Here is an 18,196-nt window from a genome sequence, read left to right on the forward strand (position 1 = left end):
GCTGTTTGAGATCAATAATGGCTGTAAATTTATGCGGTTACCATCCCACAATGGCACTAATTATGTTTTCCTGCAAAAAACATCTAGATGAGATGCCATCTTCGTCAGTTAATAAATTTAGCTGAAATCTTCAGATCCTCACTCGTGTTTAACCACATGACTATACTGATAATAGTCAATAGCAGGCGGCCATTGGAATTATCTCGATTGGAGTACTGAATGAGCAATATCACGGATTATCCGATTATACTTTTTCTGCTCTCACTTGCCCTGTTGTATAGCTCCGCTTATATCGGTCAGGCCTTTTTCCGCCGAGGGCGGGATCTGGATGATAACATTCGTGAAAACTTCACTGTCATTCAAGGAGCGACACTGACCTTACTGGGCCTGATTATTGGTTTTAGTTTTTCGATGGCCATCAGTCGCTATGATTTGCGTAAAAATTACGAAGAGGCAGAAGCCAATGCCATTGGTACTGAATATTTACGTGTCGATTATCTGCCCGCCGCATCCAGTGTCGCCACCAAAGCACTGTTAATGCGCTATCTGAATCAACGGGTACTTTTTTATACCACACGCGATGACACGCATTTGGCAGAGATAAACGATAAGACCAATCAACTGGAAACTGCACTTTGGGTCACATTATTGGAACCGGTGAATCAACACCCTGATCCGGTAAGAGCCTTAGTGGTCGCGGGGATGAATGATGTTTTAAATTCAGCGAGTTACACACAATCCGCATGGTGGAATAGAATCCCGCATGCTGCCTGGTTATTGATGCTAATTATTGCAGTTTGCAGTTGTGCTTTAGTTGGTTATGGCTCAAAACAGGGTAAAAATGGCAAGATTATGACCTTAATCTTACCTTTAATTATTTCATTCTCTTTAACATTGATAGCAGACATTGATAGCCCGCGCGGTGGGATTATTCGGGTCATACCACAAAATCTTCATAGTTTGGAAGACAGTTTGCCTCCCCTTTCAATGCAATCATTTTCTGGCCAGAACTAGAATAGCAAAAGAGCGCCATTAGGCGCTCTCAATCAATATATTCCGACAAAAAATTATTCGCGGATAACTCGCACAACTGCGCCATCAGCGGTACTTTCAACTGCAATTTGCTCAAGTGAACTGAGGACTAAATCTACCTGATCCAGTTTTGGGGTATCTGCTGGTGCATTCACGGCAATCACCTGGCAGCCCGCCGCCAACCCTGACAAAATCCCGGCGGGAGCATCTTCAACCACAATACAATCTGCCGGTGCCAGTCCTAAACGCTCAGCCCCCAGCAGGTAAGCATCAGGTTGAGGCTTCCCATGTTTTACTTGTTCCGCAGTTACAAACACCTTCGGCTCGGGTAAATGCCCCGCAGCACGACGGGCTGAAGCCACGGGAACTGAACCTGATGTAACAATAGCCCAAGGGATGGACAGACTGTTAAGCCGCTCCAGCAATGATACCGCACCCGGCAATGCGGTCACGCCATCAGTATCATTGGCCTCGATGTGCTCTAATGCCAGAAATTCCGCCTGAAGTTCAGCATCACTGGCACCCGGCATAAAATGACGAAGAGAGGTAATGGCTTGTTTTCCATGGATAAACTCTAGTACTTGTGATGGGTCAATACCCTGACTTTGCGCCCAGCCAATCCAGGCACGTTCGACTGCCGGTAATGAATCAACTAAAGTCCCGTCCAAATCAAAAAGAAAACCTTTACACTTCACAAGCACATCCTCATCAATAGATTCGTAATACCCAATACACCAACCAATCAGGCATTAATAATTTGCGAAATCTCAACAGCGCTCAAATGGTACTGGCGCGGGCATGATTGCCAAATGGCCAGCATACGTTGGTATTTATCCCACATGGGTGTTTGGGAATTAAAACCATGAGTTCCGGAGTCAAAATGAGTATAACGCCCTTCTGTATTGACCATAAAGCGTACATAACTCAGGTAACGAGATTCAGTCGCAGCATCAAAACCGAGGAATGCAATGCGGCGCTCATCCAAATCTTGTTTGTCTTTCAAATTGCCGCAGGAGACTTGCAAAGCATGATGCATCTCCATGATATTAATAATAGTGCGGCACGTCTCTTCACTCATTTCGCCAAAGTCACGATCCAGTTCGCGCATCTGCAAACCAAAGCCGCGTTCGACAATAGTTTGCTGGCGGCGATAGCGCTCAGCATTTTCCGGGTCCAGCATGGTCATCATTTTATACTGATTAGACAAAATAAGACGTTGGGCGTTGGTCATATCCATCACTAATACTCCTAAAACATAAATAATGAGGAAATCATCGCACACCGAGTTAGGCCATACTTTGATTTGACAGGGGATTTGCGCAGCTGCCCGCAAGATGCATAAAAAACCCCAATAGGTATTTATCTACCACTCCACTATTGGCATCATCAAACACATAGGCCGTGCTGAGGGTTACAAATCATCGAGAAACGTTTTATCCAGTTGTTTAAAAGCGCGTTTCAGCACATCGGCAAGAGACTGGTAAGTTGGCGTTTGTTCAATTGGTGCCACTGCCTGCCCGGCGTCAACCAGTTTGGTACGAACCTCGTGGAACCACTGCAATAAAGTGGGTGGTAACGGCGTAATCGCCCGCTTACCTAACCACCATAATCCTTGTAATGGTAAACCACAGGCAAACAATGCAGTCGCAATGGCCGGCCCTAATTGCCCGCCAAGCGCTATTTGCCAGGTCAGAGTGAAAATAGCCAGCGGTGGCATAAAGCGGATGCCAAAACGAGTCGCGATCGCGACACGATTTTCTGGAAACACCGGTGCCAAGCGTTTATCCGCAGGCCAGGTTTTCATGTAGTGCTGACCGCGCTGGAGTACCTGAAACCAACTTAAGGTATCAGAGGGTTTTGTTGTCATGGCTCACCTCAACTTCACAAGCAAAAATTAAAATTTTTTTTGTAATCCACAAACTAAAAATTAGTCTGTTAAATATATTTTGTTTTTAGGCGGCGCTATCGGTATCCTAGACCGGCCTTTTTGCCGCTAGAAGATGACGATAAATATGTCAAATTTTTGCAGCATTTAAACTAATTTTGTTAAATCGCACCGGTTTTTACCACCAGGCATTACTGTTTCACCGGCGATTTTTCCATCATCATGCTTTTTTCGCTATCGCATGATGTTAATCATTAATGTCGACGCCAATATGCGCTACGCTTTTGGACAGATTGACGTTTTATTAACCACGTGTTTCTCGCTATTTTGGTCCTCCAGATACAATATTTGTATCAATCATGCCAAAACAAGTGTCGAACACGACTATAAATAGGTACTTCCATGTCGAGTAAGCTAGTACTGGTTCTTAACTGCGGTAGCTCTTCCCTGAAATTCGCTATCATCGACGCAACCAATGGTGAAGAACACCTCTCTGGTTTAGCCGAATGCTTCCACCTGCCAGAGGCACGCCTCAAATGGAAAATGGATGGCGGTAAACACGAAGCCGCATTGGGTGCTGGTGCCGCACACAGCGAAGCACTGAAATTCATTGTTAATACTATTCTGGCACAAAAACCAGAGCTATCTGCTCAACTGACAGCTATTGGTCACCGTATTGTTCATGGTGGCGAGAAATTCACTGCGTCAGCTATCGTTACCGAAGAAGTTATTCAGGGTATCAAAGATTCCATCCCGTTTGCACCACTGCATAACCCTGCTCACCTGATCGGTATTGCTGAGGCATTGAAATCCTTCCCGAATCTGGCTGATAAAAATGTCGCCGTCTTTGACACGGCCTTCCATCAGACCATGCCGGAAGAGTCTTACCTTTACGCCCTGCCGTACAATTTATACAAAGAGCACGGTATCCGTCGCTATGGCGCGCACGGCACCAGCCACTTCTACGTGAGCCAGGAAGCCGCTAAAACGCTGAACAAACCACTGGAAGAGCTGAACGTAATCACTTGCCATCTGGGCAATGGTGGTTCTGTCACTGCAGTTCGTAACGGTAAATGTGTTGATACTTCTATGGGCCTGACACCACTGGAAGGTCTGGTCATGGGCACCCGTAGTGGTGATATTGACCCGGCAATCATTTTCCATCTGCATGATGCAATGGGGATGAGTGTTGATCAAATCAACAAAATGTTGACCAAAGAATCTGGCCTGTTAGGTCTGACTGAAGTCACCAGTGACTGCCGTTATGTTGAAGACAACTATGACACCAAAGCAGATGCACGCCGCGCAATGGATGTGTTCTGTCACCGCCTGGCTAAATACATCGGTGCTTATACTGCATTGATGGATGGCCGTCTGGATGCAGTTGTATTCACTGGCGGTATTGGTGAAAACGCCGCAATGGTACGCGAATTAACCTTGGACAAACTGGGCCTGCTAGGTTTTGAAATTGACCACGAACGCAACCTGGCAGCACGCTTTGGCAAGTCTGGCACCATCACCAAAGATGGCAGCCGCCTGGCTCTGGTTATCCCGACCAATGAAGAATTGGTCATCGCGCAAGACGCCTCTCGTCTTACCGCGTAAGTATCCTTAACACCGTCAGCCAAGGCTGGCGGTGTTGCTTTTGACTAACGAGCAACCGTAAAGAGGTTTAGCCGTGTCCCGTACTATAATGTTGATCCCTACCGGCACCAGCGTTGGTTTAACCAGCGTCAGCTTGGGTGTCATCCGTTCCATGGAACAAAAAGGTGTGCGCCTAAGCGTATTCAAGCCAATCGCACAACCACGTGCTGGCAATGATGCACCTGACCAAACCACCACTATCATTCGCGCAAACTCCAGCATCACTGCTGCTGAGCCGCTCAATATGAATCATGTGGAAGCCTTGCTGAGTTCTAACCAGCAAGACGTGTTGATGGAAGAAATTGTTGCCCGTTATCACGAAAATACAAAAGATGCTGAAGTGGTTCTGGTTGAAGGCTTAGTGCCAACCCGCAAACATCAGTTTGCCAATGCGCTAAACTATGAAATCGCCAAAACCCTGAATGCGGAAATTGTGTTTGTAATTTCATTGGGTAATGATTCACCAGATCAACTGAAAGAACGCATCGAACTGGCTCGTTCTAGCTTCGGTGGCAGCAAAAACAAAAACATCACTGGCGTTATCATTAACAAACTGAATGCTCCGGTTGATGAACAAGGCCGCACCCGCCCTGACCTGTCTGAAATTTTTGATGATTCAACCAAGGCCAGTGTTGCAAATATCGATCCGAAACAGCTGTTCGCCAATAGCCCACTGCCAGTTCTCGGTTGTGTGCCTTGGAGCTTCGAGTTAATTGCAACCCGCGCAATCGACATGTGTAAGCACCTGAATGCGCGCATTATTAACGAAGGTGACATCAATACTCGCCGCGTTAAGTCCGTGACTTTCTGTGCTCGTAGTATCCCGCATATGCTGGAACACTTCCGCCCAGGCTCTCTGTTGGTAACTTCTGCAGACCGTCCAGACGTGTTGGTTTCTGCTTGCCTGGCAGCAATGAATGGCGTTGAAATCGGCGCTATCTTGTTGACCGGCGGCTACGCCATTGACGAACCTATCAGAAAGTTGTGTGAGCGTGCCTTCCAAACTGGCCTGCCAGTATTTATGGTTGATACCAACACTTGGCAGACCTCTCTGAGCCTGCAAAGCTTTAATCTGGAAGTACCAGCAGATGACCATGAACGTGTTGAGAAGCTGCAAAACTACGTTGCCAGCCATATCAGCAGTGAGTGGATTGATTCTCTGAGCGCAACATCTGAGCGTTCACGTCGCCTGTCCCCACCGGCATTCCGTTATGAGCTGACGGAACTGGCACGTAAAGCAGGCAAACGTATCGTGCTGCCAGAAGGTGATGAGCCACGTACCGTTAAAGCCGCTTCTATCTGTGCTGAACGTGGTATCGCCACTTGTGTGCTGCTGGGTAATCCAGAAGAGATCCAACGTGTTGCTGCGGCTCAAGGTATTGAGCTGGGTAAAGGCGTTGAAATCATCGATCCGGTTGCTGTGCGTGAGCAATATGTTCCTCGTCTGGTTGAGCTGCGTAAGAGCAAAGGCATGACCGAAGTGGTAGCTCGTGAGCAATTGGAAGACAACGTGGTTCTCGGCACCTTGATGCTGGAGAAAGGCGAAGTTGACGGCCTGGTGTCTGGTGCAGTTCATACCACCGCTAACACTATCCGCCCACCGTTGCAGTTGATCAAAACCGCACCGGGCAGCTCACTGGTCTCTTCTGTATTCTTCATGTTGCTACCTGACCAGGTTCTGGTTTACGGTGACTGCGCTATCAATCCAGACCCAACGGCTGAGCAACTGTCAGAAATTGCTATCCAGTCTGCTGATTCTGCTGCGGCATTCGGTATTGAACCGCGTGTAGCCATGATCTCTTACTCCACCGGTAATTCTGGTGCAGGTAGTGATGTAGAGAAAGTACGCGAAGCGACTCGTTTAGCCCAAGAAAAACGTCCTGACCTTATCATTGATGGCCCATTACAGTATGATGCGGCAATCATGGCAGATGTGGCTAAATCTAAAGCGCCTAACTCACCGGTTGCAGGTAAAGCTACCGTGTTCATCTTCCCAGACTTGAACACCGGTAACACCACCTATAAAGCCGTACAACGCTCCGCTGACCTAATCTCTATTGGGCCAATGCTGCAAGGTATGCGCAAGCCTGTGAACGATTTGTCTCGTGGTGCTCTGGTTGACGATATCGTCTATACCGTGGCACTGACAGCAATTCAATCAGCGCAAGCTGACGCATCTTAATCTTCGGATTAGCTTGCTAAAGTGGTTCCAAAACAAACGCCAGCCTCGAGCTGGCGTTTTTGTTTGCTGAATATTCAGGTGCTTTGCCGAGGTTCAAACTTATAGCTAAAACTTTGACTCACCGGCTCTTCTGGCTTGCCCTCTTCATTATCATCCAGCATATTAATCAACATCTTACCGGCTTCTTTACCCATTTTTTTGTAATCAATACGCATTGAAGTCAGTGTCGGGTGGGTTTGATCACAGCTATCAGAACCGTCTAAACACGCCACCGCAATACCACTTGGGATTTTCAACAGCCGCCTTTGACATTCAAACAACACACCAAGAGCAATATCTTCATGGCTGCATATCACAGCATCCAATTCAGGTTGCCGCTGGAGTATTTCTGTTAGTGCATAGCGGCCAAACTGTAAGCTGGCAGTCTCTGGTGTAGTGACAGATTGATCCGCATTTTTGTAATGTTCTAACATCGCTCTATGCCAACCGTTCAGTTGCTGGCGTTGCAGACGGTTATCCATATGAGCGCCGATAAACCCAATATTATGATAACCACGCGCCAACAAATGACGGCTTAATTCATAAGCTGACTCAAAGAACGCCGCCTCTAAAGTGATTTTGGCCCCTTTAAAATAAGAACCCACCACATTCACGGTTGGAATATTAGCCCGCTCAAGTAATTGATAAGTTTTATCCGCCAATTGTGAGCCAAATATCACCACTGCGGCCGGATTGCTTTGTAGCAACGTCATCAGTATTTCAGCTTCTTTGCGCTGGTTGTATTCGTGGCAACCTAGTAATAGTTGGAATTCATTTTTATTCAGAATCTGTTGCAACGCCTGCATAAATCGGGAACTGGCTGTGTCAGTTAATGAAGGAATTAACACCGCGACAGTATCACTGTGGCCAGATGCTAAAGCACCAGCAGCACGGTTAGGAATATAACCAAGAGTTTCAACCGCTTGTTCTATTTTTCTCGTAACTTATCTGAAACCTGCTCCGGCGTTCGCAGCGCTCTGGAAACAGTCATCGACCCTACCCCGGCGTAATTCGCTACGTCCGATAGAGTGACCCGCCCGGTATTACGGCGCTTACGCGTTTTTTCCATGCTGATTTCCTGCCTAATTAAAATTTCTTGTCTGGTTACCTGGTTACCACCAGCCATTCCAAATTGGCTTCGACAATACATTGCATTGTATATGGCTTATTTGGAGATAGCCAAAGTCCAGGACATGACAAATGATAGCGCTATCACAATTTTTGATAGCGCTATCAGGTAGCGCTATCAATTGAGACATTCGTCACATTAAAAATAGCCATAAATATCTACTCTCGCGTTAACAGTCATAGGGAGTCATATATATCATGTTAAAAACACTGTTAACGCCGGACGTAATTCAGGTGGTTCATCAGGCAAAAGATTGGCGCGACGCCATTGCAATATCCTGCAAACCATTGATTGATAATGGATCTGTTGAGCCGCGTTATGTCGAGGCAATTTATCGCTCCCATGAGGCTATTGGCCCTTACTATGTTGTCGGCCCGGGGATTGCAATGCCACATGCCCGCCCGGAAGAAGGTGCGAATAAACTTGCTCTGGCATTAACCGTCATTACCGAGGGTGTCACTTTCAATGCAGAAGGTAACGACCCGGTTAAGTTACTCATAGTGTTAGCTGCGACAGACAGTACTAGCCATATCGAGGCTATTTCTCAACTCGCTCAATTGTTCGATAACGATAACGATGTGACCGCCTTACTTAATGCTAAAACACAGCAGGATATCTTGTCTGTTATTGCGCGTTATTAGTCAAAACATTAGGTTCGGATATAAATTTCAAGGGGAAAGAAAATGAAAATTACAGTGGTTTGCGGTAACGGTTTAGGTACCAGCCTGATGATGGAAATTAGCATCAAAAATATTCTGAAAGAATTGGCGGTCAGTGCAGAAGTTGATCATGTTGACCTGGGCTCTGCCAAAGGAACACCAAGTGACATTTTCATCGGCACCAAAGATATTGCCGAACAGCTGGTTGCTCAGGCTGTAGGAGGCAAAATTGTTGCTCTGGATAACATGATAGATAAGAAAGCCATGAAAGAACGTTTATCTGTGGCATTAACCGAATTAGGCGCTTTGTAACCGGAGGCTGGCATGGATTTCTTTCGCTTTTTAATGAGTGATGTTCTTTCCGAACCGGCAGTGTTAGTGGGTCTGATTGCTTTAATCGGCCTGATTGCACAGAAAAAACCGGTAACGGAGTGTATTAAAGGCACCGTAAAAACCATTATGGGTTTTGTGATTTTGGGTGCAGGTGCTGGCTTGGTGGTTTCATCTCTGGGTGATTTCGCCAATATTTTCCAACATGCCTTTGGTATTCAGGGCGTAGTGCCAAATAACGAAGCCATAGTTTCAGTGGCGCAGAAGAGTTTTGGTAAAGAAATGGCGATGATTATGTTCTTCGCTATGGTTATCAATATTCTGATTGCTCGTTTTACACCGTGGAAATTCATCTTCCTGACCGGGCATCACACCCTGTTTATGTCGATGATGGTGGCGGTTATTCTGGCAACTGCCGGAATTACCGGGGTAACACTGATTGTTATCGGTTCACTGGTTGTTGGGGTTGCCATGGTATTTTTCCCAGCCATTGCTCACCCTTATATGAAAAAGGTGACCGGGTCTGATGACGTGGCAATTGGCCATTTCTCTACTTTGTCTTATGTCTTAGCAGGTTTTATCGGCAGTAAGTTTGGTAATAAAGAACATTCAACTGAAGATATGAATGTGCCAAAAAGCCTGTTGTTCTTGCGCGATACGCCAGTTGCCATCTCCTTTACCATGTGCATTATTTTCATCGTAACTTGCCTGTTTGCTGGGCCGGAAGTGGTGAAAAGTCTAAGCGGTGGTAAAAACTGGTTTATGTTCTCACTGATGCAATCCATTACTTTTGCTGCTGGTGTATACATCATCTTGCAAGGTGTGCGTATGGTTATTGCCGAGATTGTCCCTGCTTTTAAAGGGATTTCCGACAAGTTAGTCCCTAACGCCAAACCCGCACTGGATTGCCCGGTTGTCTTCCCTTACGCGCCAAATGCGGTATTGGTTGGTTTCCTGAGCAGCTTTGCCGCTGGCCTAATCGGTATGTTCGCGCTGTATTTGATGAACATGACAGTGATTATTCCAGGTGTAGTGCCGCACTTCTTCGTCGGTGCTGCTGCTGGGGTATTTGGTAATGCGACCGGTGGACGCCGTGGCGCCATTTTAGGTGCATTCGCTCAAGGTTTGTTAATTACCTTCCTGCCAGTATTCCTACTGCCAGTATTGGGCGATATCGGTTTTGCCAATACCACATTCAGTGATGCTGACTTTGGTGCTCTGGGTATCTTGCTGGGTATTATTGTCAGATAATCAATAAGATAAATGCAGAAAACATAAAAGCCCCTGTCCGGGGCTTTTTTTATTGCGGGTTTGGATTAATCTTCGCGTGGAGTTATCTTCCCGTAATCCTGCTCATTATTGCGTGTTAGCCACAATGATAAGGCTTTCAGGGAATCTGGCGTGAACTCATCACAACGAGCCGTGATTTCCTCCGGCAGCATCCAACGGACTTCATCTATTTCTTCTGCCTGTAAGGCGAATGGGCCATGAGATACACAGCTGAACAAAGCGCCCCACACGCGGCAGCACTCTTCTTCAAAGTAAAACAGCCCATGCTCGGCAAAAGGCACCCCGGCAATCCCTAATTCCTCTTCTGCTTCGCGCCGCGCTGATTCAAGGTAGTTTTCACCACTTTGCACTACACCACCGGCTGTCGCATCCAGTTTCCCGGGATAGAAATCTTTGCTCTCAGTACGACGTTGTACCAGAATTTTGCCCATTCCATCGTGCACCACAATATAGGTAGCACGGTGGCGTAGTCGTTGAGCTCTCATTTGTTGACGACTGGATTGAGCAATAACTTCATTTTGCTCATCAACAATATCAACCCACTCGATGACTGCTGCTGGATTTTGCTCCACCATCCTCTGAAACCTTCTATCTGAGCGCGGTAGGTGCGCGCAATTGTTAATCAACAGTTTACCCTTCGTGCTTGAAGTCGTAAAAAAGCTATCCGCGACTCTAATACTTTAGGTTTATATTATTTAGTTTTTTAATGCCAATTGGGTGACAAGTTCATCATTTTGTAGGGTCAGAACCTGTAAAACACCCGCATCCAACATGCCATAACTCGCCGGATACCCCCCTTTTGGGATACTGGCCGAGCCTGGGTTAAAACAAATCACTTCATCTTGCCATTTTGCCTGCGGCAGATGAGTATGACCATAGACTAAGACATCCCCCTTGCGCAACGGAGGAAGTGCTGCCGGGTGATAAAGATGACCATGCGTCAAAAATAAACGTGTTTCTGGCATAATAATCTGCTGCCATCCAGCCATAATTGGGAATTGCAATAACATCTGATCGACTTCACTGTCGCAATTACCGCGTACCGCAATAATCTGGTTTTTATAAAGATTCAGGCGCTCTGCTACCGCTGCAGGTTGATAACCTATGGGCAAGGCATTCCGTGGCCCATGATTGAGCAAGTCCCCCAATAACACCAGCCATTGAGCTTTGCTACGTTCAAAAATAGCCAAAACCTGTTCAGTGGCCGGTAGCGACCCATGCAGATCAGAAGCAAACATTAACTTCATAATATCGTCTTCTCTTTATCTCAGTAAATAAGGCTATCCAGGCCGCCATAGTACTTAATGAGAACTAAATGTGGCGTTATTCTATCATTCAATCCTTCGGATTAATCTGATAAAAACCACTATCTACCATAAGAAAATTTTATCGTAAAACAGAAGGCTGACATTGCAGAATAATGTCAGCACCGAGTAGGTTTAAGTAGAGGAAAGTTGTTAAAATAAAGGTTGAGATACCAGTTCACTCAGTGTTAGTTGATTGAACAAATATCCTTGCATTGCATCAATATTACTGCTCTTCAGTTGTTCTAACTCATCTTGATTTTCTACGCCAACCACGATGATCCCGAGACAATATTTCTTAAGGTTATTTATCAGGATCGGAAAAGTATTCTTATTGTGCTGCCAGAAGAAATGCTTATCAATCTTTACATATTCAAAAATATTTGCGGTAACCGCATTTAAGGTCGCTCCCCCACTTCCCAGATCGTCGAGCCATAGCGGATAGTGTGCAGCTAACTCGCATAGTAATGGGTTATTCATCCCATCGGATAAATTGGAAAAGGTCTCCATAATTTCTAGCCTTAAGAAAGGCATGCCATCCAACAACAGCCGGATTGAATCATCAGTAACAATCACACTAGCCAGATCAAAATCAATATTAATCGAAAGGAAAACATTGTTAGCAATAAACCAATCCCTACAGGTTTTCACCGCCTGTAATTGGTCTTTGAATAAATCAGTCTTTTCGTCGATAGACAATTCTTTAATAAAACATTCGATATCGATAGGTAAATCAACCGATCTTGCTGAAAATCGACTTAATAGCTCTACTGCTAATAAGCTACCGTCTTGCTTATGTATAGGTTCACACACATAAGAACAATTAACTTCAATGTTTAGCTTCATGCGCACCTGAAAAGTCTATGGAAAGCAGTGAGATCACAGCTGACCTCTGTTGGAAACTCTATAAGGCATCCTGAGTTTTTTATAAAATACGCAACATTTATTTATAAAACATCCAACATTGCAAGATGAAAAAGGCTGGCGGCCTCTTTTCTATTTAGATTAGTATGTTTTACTCTAGCAGAAAATCATGAATTTCGTATTTTAAAGTCATTGCATATGCCTTATAGCCAGGGTCTCGCCCAGGAACAATAAGGACGTTAGCCTGTAGCTGGGTGAGTTAAGAAAAAATATGTCCGCACTCAATACAGTATTAATCGGACAAAACCTCGGATTTATTTAGTTATTATTTTTTTATTTTCTCAAATGATGATATTGGCGGCATACGGGCACTCGGCACATCCACTATTGTTCTGTTAGTACGACTTTACCCGGTTAGAAATTTAACTCAGGATGTGTGCCGTATCGTGGGAGAAGAGCACAGAATCGCCTATGCTAAAAGAGAAGCCGATAAGCAAACACTACCCCCGACAACACAAAAGCAAGAAAGGTATAAACGGAGATTGGCTATGCGTATTTTAATCACTGGAGCTACAGGACTCATCGGGCGTAGTCTGAGCGCCTTTCTTTTGTCGCAAGCCCATCAAATAACCGCGCTGACTCGCGACCCAAAGCGAGCAAATGATGTGCTCGGTTCACAAGTTACTTGTTGGTCAACGTTAGATGATAAAAATGACCTTAATGATTTTGATGCCGTGATTAATCTGGCGGGTGAACCTATTGCTGACAAGCGCTGGACACCACAGCAAAAGAAAATCCTGTGTCAAAGTCGCTGGCAATTAACCGAGAAGCTGACAGCATTAATTAAAGCCAGTAGTCAGCCGCCTGCAGTGTTTATTTCAGGTTCTGCCGTTGGATTTTACGGTGATCAGGGGCAAGCATTGGTCACCGAAGATGACGAACCGCATGAGGAGTTTACCCATCAACTCTGTGAGCGCTGGGAAAGCCTCGCCCTGGCAGCCCAAAGCAACCATACCCGAGTATGCCTGCTACGCACCGGTATTGTTTTAGCTCCTCACGGTGGCGCGTTAGCTAAAATGGTGCCACTCATACGCCTGGGGTTAGGCGGCCCAATTGGTGATGGTCGCCAATATCTGCCGTGGATACATATTGATGATATGGTTCATGGTATCCATTATTTACTGACGACAGAGGGCCTAAATGGCCCATTCAATATGGTTTCTCCTTATCCTGCCCATAACGAAAAATTTATTGCCACTCTGGCCGAAGTGTTAGATCGCCCTGCCGTGATCCGCACCCCTGCTGCAGCTATTCGGTTATTACTGGGAGAATCTGCAGCATTGGTCTTAGGAGGGCAACGGGCAGTGCCGAAACGTTTAGAAGAAGCAGGTTTTGCCTTCCGTTATTTCGAATTGGAAGAGGCCTTGCGAAATGTGTTAAAAAAACCGGTCGGGTGAATTATCCCCACAACCAAAACCTTACAATTGTTTATTGATATATTTTAACCCTCTGGATACTCCCTCAAAAAGGAATGTCCTGAGGGTGATGAAATCATCCAGTAATAATAGTTAATCAGATGCGATAAAGAACAGTATCTTATATTTATTTTTTCACGCCAGAGCTATTACCATTCACACAGTGAAGATAAAAAAATATATCAATGGGTAATAAATAAAATACATTAATTACTTTTATCCATTAGCATTCAATAACTATTTTCTTTCTTAACTTTTATGATGAACGCCAGTTTAAAATACAACTCTCTATAGCAGACATAAGAAAACATTAAGTAATATTTTATTTAATATAACAACATGGAGGGTTTCATCTGAAAAACATAGATAACGGAACAACATGGTTAGTTATCCCGTTACCTTCTTATTTCAAAGCACCAGAAAGGAACTGCTGCAGGCGGGTACTCTTGGGGTTGCCAAAAAGTTCGGCTGGCGGCCCTTCCTCTTCGATAAGGCCTTTATGCAAGAAAATAACATGGCTGGAAACATGGCGGGCGAACTCCATTTCATGGGTCACCACCACCATGGTTTTCCCCTCTTCTGCCAATTTTTGCATAATACGTAATACTTCACCAACCAGCTCGGGGTCCAGGGCAGAGGTCGGCTCATCAAACAGTAATACATCCGGTTCCATCGCTAATGCCCGAGCAATAGAAACTCGTTGTTGTTGCCCACCAGAAAGGTGTACCGGATATTTAGCCCGTGCCCGTTCATCGATTCCGACTTTATCCAAATATCGAATTGCCCGTTCTTTAGCCACGGATTTACTCAATCCCAAGACTTGAACCGGCGCTTCCATTACATTTTCCAACACCGTCATATGGCTCCACAGATTGAAATGCTGGAATACCATCGTCAACCGGGTGCGCAATAATTGCAGTTCTTTTTTATCAAATACTTTTAATTGCCCGTCTTTATCGCGAACCAGGCGAATATCTTGGTTATTAACACTTATCGACCCTTCGCTTGGTTTTTCAAGAAAGTTAATACAACGTAAGAAAGTACTTTTCCCCGAACCAGAAGATCCAATAATAGAAATAACATCTCCAGCTTTAGCTGAAAGTGATACTCCTTTTAAGACTTCATGTTCACCATAGTGTTTATGCAATTCCGTTACGGAAAGTTTGGTTTCAGCTATTTTAGTTTCTAATGTATCAGTCATAGATTCTCCGTACTTAATGCGATGCCTGAGGTTTTATATGTGCCAGCCAACGTCTCTCCGCGTGGCGGAACAGGCTAATTAGCGTAAAGGAGATAATCAGATAAAGTACGGCAGCAATACCAAAAGCATAAAATGGCTGATAAGTCGCTGCGTTGATATCGCGCGCTATTTTTAGTATATCCGGCACTGTAGCAGTGAAAGCCAATGCGGTGGAATGCAACATTAAAATAACTTCATTACTGTAGGCCGGTAAAGCAATACGCAGTGCTGAAGGTAAAATTATACAGCGGTACATTTTAAACCGCGAAAAACCATAAGCCCTGGCCGCCTCTATTTCACCATGAGGTACTGAACGAATAGCCCCCGCGAAAATCTCCGTGGTATAAGCACAGGTGTTCAAGGTCAGCGCTAAAATAGTGCAATTCAAGCCGCTGCGGAAAAAAGCATTAAGCAGATCATTACCTCGGACAATCTCCAAACTATACATCCCGGAATAGAACACCAATAATTGCACATATAACGGCGTACCACGGAAGATATAAGTGAAAATCCATACCGGTAAACGAATCCAACGCCGTTCAGCCACTCGCGCTACAGCCAAGGGAATTGCCAGCAAGCCCCCCATCACCACGGAGGTAATTAATAACCATAGGGTCACAGCGACCCCGGTAAATCGATAGCCGTCACTCCAAAGCAGGGCTTGCCAATATTGATGTAGAATCTCAATCATAGTTCAGCCCTCTTCACCCCATGGGAATAGCGCCGTTCCAACCACAGCAAGACACCATTTGAGATAGTGGTAAAAATTAAATAAACCACACCGGCGACCAATGCGAAGAAAAATGGCTGATAAGTTCCCTTTCCCGCTAATTGAGTGGCTTTGACCACATCATTTAATCCCAAAATAGAGACTAATGCCGTCGCCTTAAGAATAACTTGCCAGTTATTTCCAATACCCGGCAGTGCATAGCGCATCATGGCAGGGAACATAATCCTGCGGAAAATTTGGCTGGAAGTGAAACCAAATGCTTTTGCCGCTTCAATTTGCCCCATAGGAACCGCCATATAGGCACCACGGAAAGTTTCTGTGAAATAAGCACCATAGATAAAACCGAGAGTGATAATCCCAGCGGAAAGAGGGTCAATATTGATTTGTGAAAAACCGAGTGATTCAGTAATGCTATTTAGGGTTATCTGCAAACCATAAAAAATAAGCAACATCAAAACTAAATCAGGGACACCGCGAATCAACGTGGTGTAGCATTCAAATAAGCCGGATAACAGCCGGTTTGACGATAACTTTCCACCGGCACCAATCAAGCCGATAATCACTGATAGCAACACTGAGCACAGTGCCAACTCCAGTGTCACCAGCGCACCCTCAAATATCAGTTTCGAATATCCATCCAGCATCTGGGTTATCCTGTTTTACTGAGTAAGGAGTCTGGTTGATTATCCCCGCCCACATAGGCAGGGATAATTACGGTGGCGTAATTACCCGCCGTAAACATCAAAGTTGAAATATTTTTTCGCGAGTTTGTCGTAAGTACCATCCTGACGCATTTCAGCAAAAGCTTTATCCAGCGCTGCTTTTAATTCTGCATCATCTTTACGTAAGCCCATACCGGTGCCTATGCCAAAGAATTGATCATTTTTTACTGACGGGCCGGCGAAGCCATAATCTTTACCTACTTCTTGTTTCAGAAAACCTTCACTGCCCGCGACTTCATCCTGGAAGGCCGCATCAATACGCCCAGATGCTAAATCAGCATAAATGAGATCCTGATTTTGATAGGCAACAACATCAATACCTTTTGGCTGCCACTCAGCATTAGCAAATGCCTCCTGAGTAGACCCTTGTAAAACCCCAACACGTTTGCCTTTTAACGCAACTAATGTTGGTTCAATTTTGCTGTCTTTCGGCGCAATTAAACGGGCATTCGCGGCGTAAAGTTTATCGGTGAAGGCAATTTCTTTTTGACGTTTTTCAGTAATAGAGAGCGAGGAGATAATGGCATCGATTTTTTTAGCTTTCAGTGACGGAATTAATGCATCAAAGTCACTTTCAACAAAAGTACATTTAGTATCAATTCGGTTGCATAACTCTTTTGCTATATCAATATCAAAACCTACCAACTCACCTTTGGCATTTTTAGATTCGAAAGGAGCGTAAGTTGGATCTGTACCAATTTTGATATCTTTAGGAATGGCGGCAAAAGCACTGCTGGCAGCAGCCAATGCTAATACTAAAGGCAGAACCAAAATCTTCTTATTCATACATAACCCTCAAATTGATTTTCAATGCCACAAAGCGCGTTAGTTTTCTGTACAACCCAGAGTGTTCATAAATCAATTTGCAGTAATCGTGCCAGTAATTGCTGTAAGGGGCAGTAAATTCTATTGCCACCTTATTAGCATGATCACGACTAAATACCGCTATCTGGCCGTAAGCAGAAACTGAATACCGCTGCTATGCAACAGTATGCGTTCTGAAACAAGATCATTATGGTGCATGATTCGCCCCATTTCAGTGCGATGTTGCACAAATGTATCAATTGAGGGAGATAATGTTAATCCTAACCTTGCCAGCGAATAAACAGATCTTTTGGCAGCTCAATATCGAATTGATCGATAATACGGTTAACCGTCTGATCGATAATATCTTGAATAGTTTTTGGCTGATGATAAAACGCAGGCATTGGCGGCATAATGACAGCGCCCAACTCAGCGGCTTGTACCATCAGGCGCAAGTGCCCTAAATGCAGCGGTGTTTCTCTTACACACAGCACCAGTGGGCGGCGTTCTTTCAAGATGACATCCGCAGCACGGGTCAACAAACCATCAGTGTAACTATGAACAATGCCAGATAACGTCTTGATTGAACAAGGTAAAATAACCATGCCACTGGTTTTGAATGACCCGGAGGAGATACCCGCGGCGATATCACGGGAATCATGTACCACATCCGCTAACGCCTGCACATCCTTAACACTGAACTCCGTTTCAAGAGCCAATGTCTGACGCGCTGCATTACTGATAATCAAATGGGTTTCCACCCCCTCGACTTGTTGCAACACCTGTAACAGCCGAACACCATAAATAGCACCGCTGGCACCACTGATGCCGATAATAAGTCGTTTCATGGAAACTGCCTCAACCAAA

18 protein-coding genes and 1 pseudogene are annotated in these 18,196 nt (G+C 45.0%); 7 read left to right on the top strand and 12 right to left on the bottom strand.

Annotated elements, in window-relative coordinates; translation table 11 throughout:
* Nucleotides 1-219 precede the first annotated feature (219 nt).
* Nucleotides 220-1,014, top strand: a complete 795-nt coding sequence (locus YROHD0001_RS08355) for a bestrophin-like domain (protein WP_004714831.1) — start codon at nt 220-222, stop codon at nt 1,012-1,014.
* A 53-nt stretch (nt 1,015-1,067) separates the two neighbouring features.
* Here YROHD0001_RS08355 and YROHD0001_RS08350 read toward each other — a convergent pair whose 3' ends face one another.
* From YROHD0001_RS08350 to yfbV, 3 genes are all read right to left on the bottom strand, one after another.
* Nucleotides 1,068-1,727: a sugar phosphatase gene (locus tag YROHD0001_RS08350; protein WP_004714832.1), complete on the bottom strand. Its 660-nt coding sequence runs from the start codon at nt 1,725-1,727 to the stop codon at nt 1,068-1,070.
* Between the two features lie 47 nt (nt 1,728-1,774).
* Nucleotides 1,775-2,269 (bottom strand): YfbU family protein, encoded by a 495-nt coding sequence (locus YROHD0001_RS08345; RefSeq protein ID WP_004708806.1) that lies wholly within the window; start codon nt 2,267-2,269, stop codon nt 1,775-1,777.
* A gap of 174 nt (nt 2,270-2,443) precedes the next feature.
* On the bottom strand, nt 2,444-2,899 hold the full coding sequence (gene yfbV, locus YROHD0001_RS08340; RefSeq protein ID WP_004714834.1) for a terminus macrodomain insulation protein YfbV: 456 nt from the start codon (nt 2,897-2,899) through the stop codon (nt 2,444-2,446).
* Nucleotides 2,900-3,319: 420 nt separating this feature from the next.
* Here yfbV and ackA point away from each other — a divergent pair, with 420 nt between their 5' ends.
* On the top strand, nt 3,320-4,522 hold the full coding sequence (gene ackA, locus YROHD0001_RS08335) for an acetate kinase (protein ID WP_032816964.1): 1,203 nt from the start codon (nt 3,320-3,322) through the stop codon (nt 4,520-4,522).
* A gap of 88 nt (nt 4,523-4,610) precedes the next feature.
* Nucleotides 4,611-6,743: a phosphate acetyltransferase gene (gene pta, locus YROHD0001_RS08330; RefSeq protein WP_004714836.1), complete on the top strand. Its 2,133-nt coding sequence runs from the start codon at nt 4,611-4,613 to the stop codon at nt 6,741-6,743.
* A 74-nt stretch (nt 6,744-6,817) separates the two neighbouring features.
* Here the strand turns inward: pta and YROHD0001_RS19315 are convergent.
* Nucleotides 6,818-7,851 (bottom strand): annotated as a pseudogene (locus YROHD0001_RS19315) (LacI family DNA-binding transcriptional regulator).
* Between the two features lie 257 nt (nt 7,852-8,108).
* On the opposite strand from YROHD0001_RS19315, the gene YROHD0001_RS08325 reads away from it, so the two are divergent.
* The 3 genes from YROHD0001_RS08325 to ulaA are packed head-to-tail and all read left to right on the top strand — an operon-like array spanning nt 8,109 to nt 10,151.
* Nucleotides 8,109-8,552: a PTS sugar transporter subunit IIA gene (locus YROHD0001_RS08325; RefSeq protein WP_004714839.1), complete on the top strand. Its 444-nt coding sequence runs from the start codon at nt 8,109-8,111 to the stop codon at nt 8,550-8,552.
* A gap of 42 nt (nt 8,553-8,594) precedes the next feature.
* Entirely contained in the window at nt 8,595-8,882 is a 288-nt protein-coding gene (locus YROHD0001_RS08320) for a PTS sugar transporter subunit IIB (RefSeq protein ID WP_004714840.1), read from the top strand.
* Between the two features lie 12 nt (nt 8,883-8,894).
* On the top strand, nt 8,895-10,151 hold the full coding sequence (ulaA, locus tag YROHD0001_RS08315) for a PTS ascorbate transporter subunit IIC (protein WP_004714841.1): 1,257 nt from the start codon (nt 8,895-8,897) through the stop codon (nt 10,149-10,151).
* Nucleotides 10,152-10,216: 65 nt separating this feature from the next.
* Here ulaA and yfcD read toward each other — a convergent pair whose 3' ends face one another.
* The 3 genes from yfcD to YROHD0001_RS08300 all read right to left on the bottom strand — a co-directional run bounded on the left by yfcD (nt 10,217) and on the right by YROHD0001_RS08300 (nt 12,340).
* Complete coding sequence (yfcD, locus tag YROHD0001_RS08310) at nt 10,217-10,765, bottom strand: NUDIX hydrolase YfcD (protein WP_004714842.1); 549 nt, start codon at nt 10,763-10,765, stop codon at nt 10,217-10,219.
* A gap of 120 nt (nt 10,766-10,885) precedes the next feature.
* The gene (yfcE, locus tag YROHD0001_RS08305) at nt 10,886-11,437 is read right to left on the bottom strand and encodes a phosphodiesterase (protein WP_004714843.1); all 552 of its coding nucleotides are present in this window, start codon (nt 11,435-11,437) and stop codon (nt 10,886-10,888) included.
* Nucleotides 11,438-11,647: 210 nt separating this feature from the next.
* Entirely contained in the window at nt 11,648-12,340 is a 693-nt protein-coding gene (locus tag YROHD0001_RS08300) for an EAL domain-containing protein (RefSeq protein WP_032816966.1), read from the bottom strand.
* A gap of 566 nt (nt 12,341-12,906) precedes the next feature.
* Here YROHD0001_RS08300 and YROHD0001_RS08295 point away from each other — a divergent pair.
* A complete protein-coding gene (locus tag YROHD0001_RS08295) occupies nt 12,907-13,815 on the top strand; it encodes a TIGR01777 family oxidoreductase (RefSeq protein ID WP_032816967.1) in 909 nt (302 codons plus the stop codon).
* Between the two features lie 421 nt (nt 13,816-14,236).
* Here the strand turns inward: YROHD0001_RS08295 and hisP are convergent, their stop codons facing one another.
* The 5 genes from hisP to YROHD0001_RS08270 all read right to left on the bottom strand — a co-directional run bounded on the left by hisP (nt 14,237) and on the right by YROHD0001_RS08270 (nt 18,177).
* Nucleotides 14,237-15,034 carry a histidine ABC transporter ATP-binding protein HisP gene (gene hisP, locus YROHD0001_RS08290; RefSeq protein ID WP_004714846.1) on the bottom strand — a complete coding sequence of 266 codons (798 nt, stop codon included), beginning with the start codon at nt 15,032-15,034 and terminating at the stop codon, nt 14,237-14,239.
* Nucleotides 15,035-15,047: 13 nt separating this feature from the next.
* On the bottom strand, nt 15,048-15,764 hold the full coding sequence (locus tag YROHD0001_RS08285) for an ABC transporter permease (RefSeq protein WP_032816968.1): 717 nt from the start codon (nt 15,762-15,764) through the stop codon (nt 15,048-15,050).
* A complete protein-coding gene (locus YROHD0001_RS08280; RefSeq protein WP_004714848.1) occupies nt 15,761-16,447 on the bottom strand; it encodes a histidine ABC transporter permease HisQ in 687 nt (228 codons plus the stop codon). Before YROHD0001_RS08280 ends, YROHD0001_RS08285 begins: the two co-directional genes overlap by 4 nt.
* Nucleotides 16,448-16,528: 81 nt before the next feature.
* Nucleotides 16,529-17,311 carry a histidine ABC transporter substrate-binding protein HisJ gene (gene hisJ / locus YROHD0001_RS08275; RefSeq protein ID WP_004714849.1) on the bottom strand — a complete coding sequence of 261 codons (783 nt, stop codon included), beginning with the start codon at nt 17,309-17,311 and terminating at the stop codon, nt 16,529-16,531.
* 299 nt (nt 17,312-17,610) lie between these two features.
* On the bottom strand, nt 17,611-18,177 hold the full coding sequence (locus YROHD0001_RS08270; protein WP_004714850.1) for a UbiX family flavin prenyltransferase: 567 nt from the start codon (nt 18,175-18,177) through the stop codon (nt 17,611-17,613).
* Between the last annotated feature and the right edge of the window lie 19 nt (nt 18,178-18,196).

The organism is Yersinia rohdei ATCC 43380, from assembly GCF_000173775.1.
Classification (GTDB): Bacteria; Pseudomonadota; Gammaproteobacteria; order Enterobacterales; family Enterobacteriaceae; genus Yersinia; species Yersinia rohdei.

Bases quoted from the DNA above. Each gene is read 5' to 3' on its own strand.
- yfcD (WP_004714842.1), bottom strand. From the start codon at position 10,765: ATGGTGGAGCAAAATCCAGCAGCAGTCATCGAGTGGGTTGATATTGTT.
- YROHD0001_RS08320 (WP_004714840.1), top strand. From the start codon at position 8,595: ATGAAAATTACAGTGGTTTGCGGTAACGGTTTAGGTACCAGCCTGATG.
- YROHD0001_RS08300 (WP_032816966.1), bottom strand. From the start codon at position 12,340: ATGAAGCTAAACATTGAAGTTAATTGTTCTTATGTGTGTGAACCTATA.
- ulaA (WP_004714841.1), top strand. From the start codon at position 8,895: ATGGATTTCTTTCGCTTTTTAATGAGTGATGTTCTTTCCGAACCGGCA.
- YROHD0001_RS08345 (WP_004708806.1), bottom strand. From the start codon at position 2,269: ATGGATATGACCAACGCCCAACGTCTTATTTTGTCTAATCAGTATAAA.
- pta (WP_004714836.1), top strand. From the start codon at position 4,611: ATGTTGATCCCTACCGGCACCAGCGTTGGTTTAACCAGCGTCAGCTTG.
- ackA (WP_032816964.1), top strand. From the start codon at position 3,320: ATGTCGAGTAAGCTAGTACTGGTTCTTAACTGCGGTAGCTCTTCCCTG.
- hisP (WP_004714846.1), bottom strand. From the start codon at position 15,034: ATGACTGATACATTAGAAACTAAAATAGCTGAAACCAAACTTTCCGTA.
- YROHD0001_RS08325 (WP_004714839.1), top strand. From the start codon at position 8,109: ATGTTAAAAACACTGTTAACGCCGGACGTAATTCAGGTGGTTCATCAG.
- YROHD0001_RS08355 (WP_004714831.1), top strand. From the start codon at position 220: ATGAGCAATATCACGGATTATCCGATTATACTTTTTCTGCTCTCACTT.
- hisJ (WP_004714849.1), bottom strand. From the start codon at position 17,311: ATGAATAAGAAGATTTTGGTTCTGCCTTTAGTATTAGCATTGGCTGCT.
- YROHD0001_RS08270 (WP_004714850.1), bottom strand. From the start codon at position 18,177: ATGAAACGACTTATTATCGGCATCAGTGGTGCCAGCGGTGCTATTTAT.
- yfcE (WP_004714843.1), bottom strand. From the start codon at position 11,437: ATGAAGTTAATGTTTGCTTCTGATCTGCATGGGTCGCTACCGGCCACT.
- YROHD0001_RS08285 (WP_032816968.1), bottom strand. From the start codon at position 15,764: ATGATTGAGATTCTACATCAATATTGGCAAGCCCTGCTTTGGAGTGAC.
- YROHD0001_RS08280 (WP_004714848.1), bottom strand. From the start codon at position 16,447: ATGCTGGATGGATATTCGAAACTGATATTTGAGGGTGCGCTGGTGACA.
- YROHD0001_RS08295 (WP_032816967.1), top strand. From the start codon at position 12,907: ATGCGTATTTTAATCACTGGAGCTACAGGACTCATCGGGCGTAGTCTG.
- yfbV (WP_004714834.1), bottom strand. From the start codon at position 2,899: ATGACAACAAAACCCTCTGATACCTTAAGTTGGTTTCAGGTACTCCAG.